The following is a 12,576-nucleotide window of genomic DNA, read 5'->3' on the forward strand; positions in this document are numbered from 1 at the left end:
GCAGGAGCTCACAAAGAAGATCAATGCGGCCAATATCCGAACGCTGCGGGTCAATGTTGCCGATGGCCGTCTTGCCGTCGACGGCAGCCTGAGCCGCCGTGACAACGCCGCTTGGTCCGCGATCCAGCACTGGTTCGATCAGACCTACAAGGGCCGCCTGCTCCTGACCACGAACTTCGTCGCCAATGACGGCCGCGCCACGCCGCTCCTGCAACTGCAGGCCGTCTGGTTCGGCGATCATCCCTATGTCGTGACGGCGGACGGCGCGCATTTCTATCAGGGCGCCACGCTCGACAACGGCTGGACGATCCGCGGAATCGACGGAGAACGCATCCTGCTCGCCAAAGACGGCGAGACCGTCGCGCTGACCTATCGCTAGCGGACGGAGGTCGCGGACGTGGCAACCAACAAGATCCAACGCGAGTTGCCCGCCGCCGCCGGCGTCAGCGGGGTCGACGGCGCCGAGCGCGTCGGCCCCGTGGCACGCAGGCAGATCGTCGACGGCGCCGCGCGGCTGGATGATTTCCGTACCCCGGCGGAAATCGGCGAGCGCCCGGCCGACGATGCCAGCGGACGAAGGTCACCGCAGGCCGACATCGCCGACTTCATCATGCCCAGGCTGGCCGAGCCCCAGATCCTGCAGAGCGGCCGCGCGCTCGGCATCCTGGAGCAACTGGTCGCCGACATCGTCCCGACCTTCGAGGAAAGCCATGAGCTGCGCTCGCTCGCCCAAGCCGTTCTCACCACCGAGATCGCGCGGCGCCGCGAGCTGATCGAGCAGTTGCATCGGGGGATCGCGACGTGACGGGCACCCTCGACGATACCGTCGGACTGCTGCACACGGCCGGCTACCTCTACGGGCAGCACGGACAGACGCGCCGCGCGATCGCGATCCTGATGGTTGCCGCAAGACTGGCACCCGGCCACGTCGGCGTGCTGCGGACGCTGGCCTACACTTTCCTGATCGACGGCGCGCCGCAACGGGCCATCGCCATCATGGAGCGGCTGCGCGCGATGGAGGGCGGCGACCACCCGGCGCTCGATCTGCTGGAAAGCCGCGCCCTCTGGGCCTGCGGACGCGAGAGCGAAGCCCGCGCCGCGCTCGATCAATACATGCTTCGACCGCGGTGATCAGATCATGATGAATTACCTCGGCAACCTGCTCACGGTCGTCTCCCGCCGCAGCGATCTGCTGGTCGGCGTTCTGGTGCTGGTCGCGGTCGCAATGATGATCGTGCCGCTGCCGACCCCGCTGGTCGACGTGCTGATCACGATCAACATCGGCGTCAGCGTCGTCATCCTCCTGACCGGCCTCTACATCAGCCGGCCGATCGAGTTCTCCTCGCTGCCGTCGGTGATCCTGATCGCGACGCTGTTCCGTCTCGCCATCACCATCACCACCTCGCGCCTGATCCTGCTGCAGGCCGACGCCGGCGAGATCGTCAGCGCGTTCGGCGCGTTCGTCATCGGCGGCAACATCACGGTCGGGCTGGTCGTGTTCCTGATCATCACCGTGGCGCAGTTCGTCGTGATCACCAAGGGATCGGAGCGGGTCGCCGAGGTCGCGGCGCGCTTCAGCCTCGATGCCCTGCCCGGCAAGCAGATGAGCATCGACAGCGACCTGCGCAACGGCGACATCGACCAGGCCGAGGCCCGCCGCCTGCGGCGCGGGCTCGAGCGCGAAAGCCACCTCTACGGCGCGCTCGACGGCGCCGCCAAGTTCGTCAAGGGCGACGCGATCGCGAGCCTCGTCGTCATCATGGTCAATCTGATCGGCGGCATCTCCGTCGGAACGCTGCAGCACGGACTTGCGCTCGGCGACGCCGCGCAGACCTACTCGCTGCTGACCGTCGGCGACGGTCTCGTGGCGCAGATTCCGGCGCTGCTCGTTTCCGTGGCCGCGGGAACGGTGGTGACGCGGGTCGCCAGCGACGAGATGCGCGACCTCGGCGGCGAGATCACGAGCCAGCTCGTCAGCAACCCGCGCGTGCTCGGCCTTGCCGCGCTGATCCTGTTCGGCCTCGCCTTCCTTCCGGGTTTCCCGACGGCGGCGTTCCTGACGCTGGCGGCCATTCTGGGAGGGGCCAGCTACTGGGTGGGCCGGCACCGGCCCGCCACATCGACGGCGATCGTGGCCGCCACAGGAGCCCGCGCCACCGGCACAGGCGCGCTGCCGCCATCCGCAAGCGCGCCCGCGATCGGCACCACCGCGGCTGAAAGCCTTCCGCCGCGCGGCCGGCTGATCGTATGGCTCGGCCCCGCGCTTGCGACCGCCGTCCCGGCAGCGGCCTTCCAGGCGGCCGCCGAGCGCGCGCGCCGGAATCTGTTCAGCGATCTCGGCGTTGCGACGTCGCCGGCGCAACTGTCGGTGGACAGCGCAAGCGGGCCCGACAGCTTCCGCATCGACCTCGACGGGGTTCCCGTCGCCGAGGGCAGCATCGCCCCCGATGGCCTGATGGTCGAAGCCGAGACGTTTCAGCTCGACCTGCTGGCGATTCCCCATCGCGAAGGCACGCCGATCACAAAGCGCGAGCGAACCATCTGGGTCGCTCGCGAGCACGAGGCCGCGCTCGCGGAAGCCGGCATCGCCGCGCTGGCGCCGCCGGACGCGCTGGCCAGATATCTCGCCCAGGTGCTGCGCGCCTACGCCACGCATTTCGTGGGGTTGCAGGAGACGCGCACGCTGCTCGCCGCCGCCGAGAACGAAGCCGCCGACCTGGTCAAGGAGGCGCAGAGCGCACTGCCGCTGCAGAAGTTCGCCGAGGTCATGCGCCGCCTCGTCGAGGAGGATGTGCCGGTCCGCAACATGCGCCTGATCCTCGAGGCGGTGATCGAATGGGGCAAGCGCGAGCAGGACCCCGCGCTGCTGGTCGAATATGTGCGCATCGCGCTGCGGCGGCAGATCTGCTTCCGCTGCGCCGACCGCAACCGCGTGATCGCGGCCTACCTGATGTCGCGCTCGCTGGAAGATCTGATCCGTTCGGCGGTACGTCCGACCGCGGTCGGTTCCTTCGTCAGCATTTCCGAGGCGACGGTGCGGCCGGCGCTGGAGCAGATCAAGCGCATGATCGCCGCGTCCGCGGCCGACGCGCGACCCGCGATCCTGACCTCGATGGACATCCGGCGGCACATGCGCGCGCTGCTGGTCCGCAACGAGCTCGACCTTCCGGTGCTCTCCTATCAGGAGCTGGCGCCGGAGTTCAGCCTGCAGGCGCTCGCCACCATCACCGGTGAAGCGAGGGACGAGGCCGAGATCGGCAAGAGCACGATGGAATTGGAGAATGCCGCCGGGCATTGAGGCGGTGTCACGTTAGGGGACGTGAGACCTCGATGTCCGGACCATAGAACATGGAGAGACGATGATGGGGATTGTGGGGGTGAGCTACGACCAACATCCGAGAAGACCATTCCTGGTCTCGGGTGTGTGGGCCTTTGCAGCGGCGTGTGCCGTCGCTGTCTGGATGGCGCTGATCGCGCCTGCGGCCGCGGTGGAGGTTACACCGCTGCCCAGCAAGCCTTCCTTCGAGCTGCCGGTCGGCGAGGGCCGCATCCTGCGCTTCGACCAGGCCGTCGAATCCGTCTACGTCGCCGATTCGGAAATCGCCGATCTGCGCGTGGTGTCGTCCAACGTGGTCTATGTCTACGGCAAGAAGACGGGAACCACCAACCTGATCGCATTGTCGCGCGACACGCGGGTGCAGGCCTCGGTCGAATTCGCCGTCGTCATCGATCCGCGGCCCGCCAACAAGTCGAAGAGCGAGCTTCGCCCCACCTCCACGATGGACCTCGCGCTGTTCGGCAACCGTGTCGCGGTCAAGGGCAATGCTTCCACCGTGGAGGAATCGGTCGACGTCGCGAGCGTGGCGCAGAGCTACTCGCCGCCGGCGCAGCCGCCGATCAACAACGCCACGGTCTCGGGATCGCAGCAGGTCAACATCCGCGTACGCTTCGCCGAGGTGTCGCGCAGCGACCTGCACTCGGTCGGCCTCGACTGGCGCACGATCCTCGAGAACGCCAGCACCTTCTCGTTCGGCAGGGCGGGATTGGGCGGCGACGCCCTGATCGACGGATTGAAGCGCAGTGGCGTCATCAGCATCCTGGCCGAGCCCAATTTGACCGCCGTGACTGGACAGACCGCGAGCTTCCTCGCCGGCGGCGAGATTCCGGTGCCCTTCCCCGGCGGCCCGAACGGCCAGGTCACCGTCCAGTACAAGCCGTTCGGCGTCTCGCTGGAATTCACGCCGACGCTGATCCGCACCAACCGGATCGCGCTGCGCGTCCGCCCCGAGGTGAGCAGCCTGGCGCAGACCGGCGGGGTGAAGATCAACGGCATGGAGATTCCGAGCTTCACGGTACGCCGCGCCGATTCCACGCTGGAGATGGCGAGCGGCGAAACCTTCGCGATGGCCGGCATGTTCCAGCGCGAGATGTCGCCGGACGCGCCGCTGAAATTCCCGATCATCGGCGACCTGCCGGTGATCGGCGCACTGTTCCAATCCGAGCGCTATCGCCGCAACGAGACCGAGCTCGTCATCCTGATCACGCCCTATCTCGTCAAGCCGGTGCGCGACCACAACGTCGCAACCCCGCTCGACCGCCCCGAGATTGCGCCGGCGCCGGACGCCGTCCTCGTCAACCCGTCACGACCGGTGCGGTCGTCGGGCCTGATCATGAAATGAGCACGGGCCCTAAGGAAAACGTCATGACCATTTCTGTTTCGCGACACCTTTGCTTCGCCACGGCCCTGCTTGCGCTCGCCGGCTGCGCCGACATCCCGCCGGACCATGAGGCGACCTACAGCTACTACCCGGTGCCGGCGCCAACGGCGAGGCATCCCGACCGCGTGCGCTATGTGCTGGTTCCGGACTCCTGCCAGATTCCGGATCCGACGGCGTCGGTTCCGACGGGTCTGTATCTTCCGCCCGGCTGCGCCAACGACCACAACCTGCTCCGCATGACCGAGCGGCAGCAGGATCTCGTCAAGGGCCGCCCGCTGGGCCGCGCGCCGGCAGCGCCGACCGCACGCGCCGCGCAACGCTACATCAACGGGGGCGACATGCCGCTCGGCGCCAGCGCCGGCAAGCCCGGAGGCGCGACGCCGGCGACGACCGAAGAGGAGAGCGCGCAGACGCCGGGGGGAGCGCCGGCGCAGGGCAAGCCCTCTCAGCGATGAGAGGTGCTGGCCGTGCCGCAGGCGTGCACGCGGACGATGTGCTCAGCCGGCGATGGCTCCGAGCGCCTTGGCGCGCGCCTTGGGATCGCTCAGGCTGCGGATGGAGCTCGCACGCGCCAGCAGGCCGCGCACTTCCTTCTTCGACAGATCGCCGAGCGCGGTGTCGGATTCCGCTTCCGCGGGGTGGCCCGTCATTCCGAGCACGACGACGAAGTCACGCCGGTGCCGCGCTTCGGCCACGGGCGAGTGGGCGATTTCACGCATCGTCGTGAGCGCCGCCTCGCCATCGTCGGCCAGCGCGGCCGCCAGCGCCTGGTTGGTGCGGATGTCGAGATCATCGGGCGCAAGCTGCACGGCAGTTCCGAACGAGGCCCGCGCCTGCGGCAACTGGCCGGCAAGCGTCTGCGCCACTCCGAGCCGGTCATAGGCGACCGCGGTGTTGAGGAGCGGCGCGGCCTTGCTGAGCGTCTCGAGCGCCGCCTCCGGCCGACCCTGACGCACCATGACGGAACCGACGCCCAGCAGCGCCTCGGCATTGTCAGGTGCTTTCGCAAGCGACGCCCGGTACGCTTCCGAAGCATCCTTGAAACGGCCCGCGCGCAGGCAGGCATCGCCGAGTCGAACATAGGAGTCGGGCGTGCCCCCGCTCAGGGAAACGGCGCGCTGGTAGATCGGAAGCGCCGCCTCGCGCTGTCCATGCGCCTCGATATCCGAGGCGAGCCGCAGCAGGCCGTCCTCAGCGTTGCCCTGCTCGCTCGCCTCCGCGCTCTCACCTTTGCGCTGCTGCGCCATGGCCGCCATCGCGCCGCCTTCGGGCTTGCCCTGTTCGGCCACACTGATGTTTTCCTGGAGGTTGGCGCAGCCCGCAAGCGTGGACGCGAGGGCAATGATACGCAGAACGGAACGCGCGTGCATGGGCGTGCGGCTTTCAAACGATGGCTGCGGGCATATCATGCGCGGGCTGCGGCAAGGATGTGGCGCCTGCTACCAACGTCCGCGGTTCTGCCGCTCCTGGTACTTCCAGGCCACACCCGTCGCAACTGATTAGCCGCGGAGGATCGCAATGGCGGATGAATCCGAACAGAAAACCCTGCCGGCCTCCGAGAAGAAGCTCCGCGACGCGCGCGTCAAACGCGGCCAGGTCGCCCACAGCAAGGACTTCGTGACCGGTGTCTCGCTTGCCGCGACGCTCGCGCTGCTGTTCTTCGCCTGGCCGAACATCCGCGATCACATCCTGCAATTGCTCGACGCGATCGCGAGCTATTCCATCGAGCCTTTTGCGCAATCGGCGCCGCGGGCCGTCGGGCTGGCACTCGATGTCCTGCTGACGACAGGCCTCACGGTGGGAGCGGTCGTGGTGCTGTCCGTCATCGCGGCCGGGCTCGCCGCGACCGCCGGCCCGGTGTTCTCCTTCGACCTGGTGACGCCGAAGATGGAGCGCATCAATCCCGTCGACGGAGCCAAGCGGATCTTCTCGTTGCGCAATCTCGTCGAATTCGCCAAGGGCCTGGCCAAGTTGATCGTGCTGTTTGCCGCATTCTGGTTCGCCATCAGCGGCCGTTTGCAATCCCTGTTCCAGACGCCGGATTGCGGTTCCGGCTGTATCGCGCCGGTCACCCTGCAAACGCTGAAACCGCTCGCTGCCGCCGCCGCCATCGCTTTCATCGCGATCGGCCTCGTCGACATGCTGGTGCAGCGGCGGTTGTTCCTTCGTGACATGCGCATGACGCGCACCGAATACAAGCGCGAGCAGAAGGATCTCGAGGGCGATCCGCTGATCCGTTCCGAGCGTCGGCGCATCCACCGCCGTCTGGCCGCGTCGCAAACGCGTACCGGATTGCGACACGCGGTGGTTGCCATCGCCCATGGCGACCAGATCGTGGGGCTGCGGTACCAGGCCGGAGACACGCCGATCCCTGTCGTGGTGAGCAAAGGGCGAGGCGAGCTCGGGCAGCGCATGCGCGCCGAAGCCCGCGAGCGTGGCATCACCATCGTCGAGGACCCGGAGCTCGCGCCGGGATTGATGGAGGCTCATGCGGTCGGCGATACGATCAAGCGAGAATTCTTCGGTCCGATCGCGCAGATCCTGTTCAAGATGTCATCTGCATGACAGGAACTCTCTTCCGCGCTGCACGCGCAGCCACGATGCGAGAGTAATAGGCCTGCCCGATCGGGTGCGTCATGATGTCAGCTCATTCCTGCGGCATTGCGCAACTTTGAGTGAGTTGACGGCCGCAGCAGAGTAGTACGATGCCCAGTGATTCCAGGATTCCGCGCAAGAACCTTCATGACGAGCTGGCCGGCCTCATTCGCAACATGATCATCGAGCGGGAACTGATCCCCGGCAAGCGCATCCGCGAACAGGCCTTGTGCACGCGCTTCGGCGTTTCGCGCACGCCGCTGCGGGAAGCCTTGAAGGTCTTGTCGGTCGAGGGGCTGGTGCAGCTGCTTCCCAATCGCGGCGCGATCGTCGTCCGCATCACGCCGGACCAGGCGGATGACGTCATCGGCCTGCTCGGTCTGCTCGAGGCCTTCGCGAGCGACCGCATCTGCGGCCATATCAACGACGCCGGCATCGCGGCGATCCGCGCCCTGCACGAGCACATGGTCGAGCACCTCGAGCGGGACGAAAAGCAACCCTGCATTGCATTGGACCGGGCGATCCGCCGGGCGATGATCGAAGCCGCCGAGAACGAGACGCTCGCCGAGATTCATCAGATGCTGGAAGCGCGGCTCGGCAGCGTGCTCTCCGTCGCCCGCAACCTGTTCCCCAACTGGGACGACACGATCGAAGACAACCAGCGAATGCTCGCGGCGCTCGAAGCGAGAGACAGCCGGGCCCTGGCAGCCATTGCAAGCCAGCGCGCCAGTCACCTCGCCAAGGTGGTCAGGGAAGCTTTTTACAGCCTCGAAACGAAGGGAGCGAAGCCCGCTTCCGTACCGTCCGTTCGACGGTGACGTCGGCGATGGCCTCGCTCCCCGAAGATTCGATTTGCTGGAAGTCGTAGCGGTCTCGCTCAGCGCAATCCGGCAAACCGCGATCCGACACGCTGGGTCAGATGATGCTCGAGAGCATGCCGCCCATGAACTGCGACATCTCCTGCAGCGGGTTGCACTGATTCTGGTCGCACTGATTCTGATGATGATGGTGGTGATGCTTCTTGTCGTCGCAATCCTTGTCGTTCTGACCGACGTCCTTCATCATCTGGGCAAAATCCTGGCCCATCTTCCCGAAGTTGTGGCTGGCCATGTCGCCCATGATATTCATCATGTCGCCGCCAATCTTGCCGATGCCGCCCATTCCTGGAAAACTCATGCTTTGCTCCTGAGGTTTGCTCGAACACAATGATCGAGTCGTTGCCCCAACCGCCATGGCCGTTTCGGCCAATCCTCAACGCGGAAAACTATATTTTTGAAACCTGACAGCTCAATCACAAACAGCGCGCCAGGCTTCGTTTGTTGTATTCATTACGCAAGAGGCGAATGCGGGCACATATTCGCCTCCGTCAGCATCGTTGCGCCATCTTTCGGCCTCACGCGGTGCCGCGCGCATCCGTCGGCACGTAGATGACGTCGCCCGGGAAGATCAGGCTCGGATCGATGATGTGGCGGCCGTTCGAATCTTCCAGATCCTGCACGGTGACGTGGTTCTCGACCGCGATCGCAAACACGGTTTCGTTGGGCGAGACGACATGGGCGACGTAACCCGGCGGCGGCTTGCTCGGATCGATACGGCCGGTACCCGACAACGCGCCGTCGGGATGAGATGCGAGGTAGCGCTGTTCGACCCAGCCCCGCACCGATCGTCCGGCCATGTCCGTGCCGCTCACCTGGAGCCAGACATTGCCCTGCGCATCGGTACGCTGCCCGCCGGTGGCCGTGACGAAGCTGCCATGCAGGATGTCGCCGGCCTTGCCGGCCTGAACCGAGGGCGACTGTCGGACGTTGACGCCAAGCCGGGGGATGACGACGTATTGTCCGTGGGGCAGCGTTGGCGGAGGCGGCGCCGTCGGCGGCTGCTTTGGTGTGATCGGAGACTCGCGAGCGCCCGAAAAGGTCCGGGTCTGGCTCGACGTCACCGTGTCGGTGGTGATGTCGGCGTTGATGCCGGCGGACAGCTTGAGGTCCCCGATCCCGATGGAGGGATCGAAGCTGACCCGCGATTGCGCGCTGCGGTTGGCTTCGGTCGTCAGGTCGGTTGCGGTGAAATCCGCGCCGAGCTTCAGCTCATCGCGCGACGCGGTCGCAGAATCACCGGTGGCGCCGGCCTTCAATGCGTCGGCGAAGAGACGCAGGTTGCCGGGCTTGCTCGCGTGATTGAGCGTCACCGTCGCCGTATCGGTGTCGACGACGCCGCCCTTGTAGGTGACGCCGGCGCCACCATCGAAGGTCGGATTGCTCTGCACCACGGATTTCAATTGGATCTGGTCCGGCTTGTTCCAGCGCCCCTGCTTCGTGAGCGCGGTCTCGGGATGATCGATGTCGCCCGGCTTGAGGTCGTAGGTCGCCGTCACGCTGCTCTGCAGGCTGGCCTGCTCCTGCAGATTCGGGCCGCTGACCTTGAGCGGACCCTTGCTGCCGTCCGGGCCGAACGGAAGCTTGAAGCCTGCCTTGTAGGTGGCCGACAACTGGCCGCCGAGCGTGTAGGAGACGGTCGCCGGCTTATTGGCGGAGGGATAAGTAAGCGTGCGGGTCAGGCTCATGCTCTCGTCCGGCTTGACGCTGAGATCGACGAGATTGAACGTGTCCTTGAGGCCGGGATTGTTCTTGATCAGCGGAGTCTTGGCCAGGAGGTCGCCGGGCGACAGGCCGACCTTGGCATTGCCCGACACGGTGAGTGTGTGGGATGAGCTCGTCAGATGACTCTTCAGGAAGGAGAGATCCGAGGAGTTTACGCCTTCGACCTTGAGCGCGATGTTCTGCGGCAGGTTCTGGCTGCCCCCCTTGCCGTCGATGGCGTCCATGATCGGGTTGTCGAAGGTCAGCGCCTTCCCGGCCTGGGCGCCTCCGCCGCTGAGCACGTCGTCGGCTTCCATCTGCACCTGGTTCGACGCAAGAATCTTCGCGTAGGTCTTGGCGATGCGCTCGGCGTCTTCCTTGGTCTTGACGGTCACGGTGACGGTATTGGTCACGCCGCCGTTGACCTCGACACCGACCGTGCCGGCCTTCACCTTGCTGGTGCCGAAATCGAACTCGGAGTTGAGTCCGACCTGCTGGGTTTCGGTCAAGGTCACCTGATAGGTTTCCGGCTGCGTCGGCCCGGTGCTGCCCGGCGCATTGGGGCCGCCGACCTGCTTGATCGTGATCGCGGCGCTGTCTGTGCCTTGCGCGCCGAGCGGCGCGCCGTCGAGAATGGGGGCCGTGAACTTGCCGTTGGCGCTCAGGTTGAGCGTGGTCTGATCGCCATTGTGATGAAGCTGGTCGACGGATTGCTTCAGGGTCGCATCCGCGCTGCTCTTCCCGCCGTCGACGATCGACTTGACGTCACGGACCGTGCTGTTCCAGGCGTCGGTCGCGCCCTTCTGGACGTCGTGCTCGACGCGTTTCGCCGTGTTCACCGCACCGTCGAGCAGCGTTCCGAAGATGTTTGACATGGCAGCCCCCTCGAGCAGGATCGGATGGCCGCGCCGATCGCGGCGCGTGGTCACGATGCAAGATGGAGATCATGAGCGTGGCGACATTGGGTCGGGACGCGCGATGCGTCATGGCGCAGAGCACGTTCGCTGCACACATTATTCAGTATGCAACAGAGCTTGCATGCCCGGATCGCCGCATCGCGCCTCGGGGGCAGGACGCAGCCCGCTAATCGTCGAGTTGGTCTGCCATGCTGTTTAAGGCCTCAGCCAGCCGCTTGGCCATCGCGCCGGTCAGTTCGACCGGATCGAGATGCGGGCGTTCGACCGCAATCAGGTGAATCGCCTCCTGCTCCACCCACACCCGAACGGCGCCATCCATCAGATCGAACACTTGCCGTTCCTGGTTGCCTGCCATGTCACTCGCCTGCGGTGGGAATATGTTTGTCGCCATTCACCTTAATCGGATTTCCGCCCACTTCATACCCGTGTACGTGATCAACCGCGGCATTTGGATTGTTGTAGGGCAGACCTGTCGTGGGATCGACATGTCCTCGATCCAGCCGCAATCGCGGCTCTCCGGTGACCGGATCGGACCATTTCCTTGGATAGTCGGCGTGCGCGGTGTCCCCCTTCGGCACCAGACCCTTGTCGTTCGCCATGTCTCGGATTTCGGTTCGTGTCTTTCCGCTCAATTCCTCCGGAGTGATGCTGGGGCTCGTGGCCGGCTGCGTCGGAACCGTTTCGACCTTCTCCGCTTTCGACGCATCCGAGCCGGCCTGCGCGACGTCCGTGGCGTCCTTCGCCACTTTCGTGCCGTCTTCCGCGACCTTCGTGGCGTCCTCGCCCAGCTTCACCGCAGTCTCGACATCCTTGCCGATGGTGATGGCGTCCTTGCCCACCTTCGCCGCGTCGACGAAATCGCCCGCGATCGGAATCGCGGTTGCGGCGGAGAGCGCCGCGTCTTTCCAATCCCCTTCCGCGGCGTACCAGCCCGCATTGACCAGTCCGGTCACGGTGCCGAGCCCGGGCACGAACGAGGCAACATCGAGCGCTGTGTGGCCGAGGTCGGACAAAGACATGTGCTTCGCCGCCTGCTCGGCGTCCTTCAGCGCGCTCTCGAACGCCTTGCCGCCCTCCTCGGCAGCATCGCCGATCGCGTGTGCTACGGAGCCGACCGCGTGCTCAACGGCCTTCAGCGGATTGAAGCCCATTCCATCCTCCGTCCAGAACATCCGTTGCGATTGCTACCAACGCCTTGACGAACTGATGGAGACGGCAGGGAGTCTCCAAGGCGCAGATCGTAATTCAAAATCATGCATACGGGACCGGATTGAAACGGAATGTTCACCCCCGCCGATCGAACAAACCGCATACATTATTCAGAATTGTTGCTCGCTCCGCCCGCCGCGCCCCGATTGCGGCCAGATGGCTCCGCTACACCGCTTCTCGTTCAGGATTGTTCAGTTGGGCCGGCCGATATGGCCGGAAGTGATAGAAGGCATGTCCGAACTGCGGCAGACGTCCGTCGGCATTCTCCCGAATGGCCCCGGGCGCAAGGTATTGCGCGCCGCGGAGGCTGATGCGTGGAGCGACGGCTATCGCTTCCTCGCCACGGCGTCGGCGGCTGCCGAGCGGATCAGGCAGGACGCCGACGCGGCCTATCAGGCGCGCCACGCCCAGGGCTACGAGGATGGCCGCGCCGAAGGTTCGCGCGAAGCGACGCGCCTCGTGAGCGACACGTCCGCCAAAGTGGATCGTTATCTGGCCGGGCTCGACCACGAGATCGCCCGGCTCGCGATCGATATCGTGCGGCGGGTGTTGGGCGAG

General features: G+C 65.8%; 13 protein-coding genes and 1 pseudogene. 9 read left to right on the plus strand and 5 right to left on the minus strand.

Annotated features, from left to right (window positions below):
• The 6 genes from JOY90_RS28540 to JOY90_RS28565 all read left to right on the plus strand — a co-directional run.
• A partial coding sequence (locus tag JOY90_RS28540; RefSeq protein ID WP_291694435.1) for an EscD/YscD/HrpQ family type III secretion system periplasmic domain-containing protein occupies positions 1–379 on the plus strand: 379 nt, incomplete at its 5' end.
• 45 nt (positions 380–424) lie between these two features.
• A complete protein-coding gene (locus tag JOY90_RS28545; RefSeq protein ID WP_291694436.1) occupies positions 425–805 on the plus strand; it encodes a hypothetical protein in 381 nt (126 codons plus the stop codon).
• Positions 802–1,131: a tetratricopeptide repeat protein gene (locus tag JOY90_RS28550; protein WP_291694437.1), complete on the plus strand. Its 330-nt coding sequence runs from the start codon at positions 802–804 to the stop codon at positions 1,129–1,131. Before JOY90_RS28545 ends, JOY90_RS28550 begins: the two co-directional genes overlap by 4 nt.
• A 7-nt stretch (positions 1,132–1,138) precedes the next feature.
• Positions 1,139–3,298, plus strand: a complete 2,160-nt coding sequence (gene sctV / locus JOY90_RS28555; RefSeq protein ID WP_291694438.1) for a type III secretion system export apparatus subunit SctV — start codon at positions 1,139–1,141, stop codon at positions 3,296–3,298.
• Positions 3,299–3,359: 61 nt separating this feature from the next.
• Positions 3,360–4,679, plus strand: coding sequence for a type II and III secretion system protein family protein (locus JOY90_RS28560; RefSeq protein ID WP_291694439.1), 1,320 nt, complete (start codon positions 3,360–3,362; stop codon positions 4,677–4,679).
• Between the two features lie 23 nt (positions 4,680–4,702).
• Positions 4,703–5,173 (plus strand): hypothetical protein, encoded by a 471-nt coding sequence (locus JOY90_RS28565; protein ID WP_291694440.1) that lies wholly within the window; start codon positions 4,703–4,705, stop codon positions 5,171–5,173.
• 42 nt (positions 5,174–5,215) lie between these two features.
• Here the strand turns inward: JOY90_RS28565 and JOY90_RS28570 are convergent, their stop codons facing one another.
• The gene (locus tag JOY90_RS28570) at positions 5,216–6,007 is read right to left on the minus strand and encodes a tetratricopeptide repeat protein (protein ID WP_291694441.1); all 792 of its coding nucleotides are present in this window, start codon (positions 6,005–6,007) and stop codon (positions 5,216–5,218) included.
• A gap of 229 nt (positions 6,008–6,236) precedes the next feature.
• Between JOY90_RS28570 and JOY90_RS28575 the strand changes: the two genes are divergently transcribed.
• The gene (locus JOY90_RS28575) at positions 6,237–7,283 is read left to right on the plus strand and encodes an EscU/YscU/HrcU family type III secretion system export apparatus switch protein (protein WP_291694442.1); all 1,047 of its coding nucleotides are present in this window, start codon (positions 6,237–6,239) and stop codon (positions 7,281–7,283) included.
• A gap of 140 nt (positions 7,284–7,423) precedes the next feature.
• The gene (locus JOY90_RS28580; RefSeq protein ID WP_291694443.1) at positions 7,424–8,131 is read left to right on the plus strand and encodes a GntR family transcriptional regulator; all 708 of its coding nucleotides are present in this window, start codon (positions 7,424–7,426) and stop codon (positions 8,129–8,131) included.
• 97 nt (positions 8,132–8,228) lie between these two features.
• On the opposite strand, the gene JOY90_RS28585 is transcribed toward JOY90_RS28580, so the two are convergent.
• The 4 genes from JOY90_RS28585 to JOY90_RS28600 form a co-directional block, all read right to left on the minus strand.
• A complete protein-coding gene (locus tag JOY90_RS28585) occupies positions 8,229–8,489 on the minus strand; it encodes a hypothetical protein (RefSeq protein WP_291694444.1) in 261 nt (86 codons plus the stop codon).
• A gap of 217 nt (positions 8,490–8,706) precedes the next feature.
• Positions 8,707–10,767, minus strand: coding sequence for a LysM peptidoglycan-binding domain-containing protein (locus JOY90_RS28590; RefSeq protein ID WP_291694445.1), 2,061 nt, complete (start codon positions 10,765–10,767; stop codon positions 8,707–8,709).
• 208 nt (positions 10,768–10,975) lie between these two features.
• Positions 10,976–11,164, minus strand: a complete 189-nt coding sequence (locus JOY90_RS28595; RefSeq protein ID WP_291694446.1) for a hypothetical protein — start codon at positions 11,162–11,164, stop codon at positions 10,976–10,978.
• A 1-nt stretch (position 11,165) separates the two neighbouring features.
• Entirely contained in the window at positions 11,166–11,960 is a 795-nt protein-coding gene (locus tag JOY90_RS28600; RefSeq protein ID WP_291694447.1) for a hypothetical protein, read from the minus strand.
• Positions 11,961–12,249: 289 nt separating this feature from the next.
• On the opposite strand from JOY90_RS28600, the pseudogene JOY90_RS28605 reads away from it, so the two are divergent.
• A pseudogene (locus JOY90_RS28605) lies at positions 12,250–12,576 on the plus strand (HrpE/YscL family type III secretion apparatus protein); the annotation flags it as partial.

The organism is Bradyrhizobium sp. (genome assembly GCF_019242285.1).
In the GTDB taxonomy this organism is placed as follows: domain Bacteria; phylum Pseudomonadota; class Alphaproteobacteria; order Rhizobiales; family Xanthobacteraceae; genus Bradyrhizobium.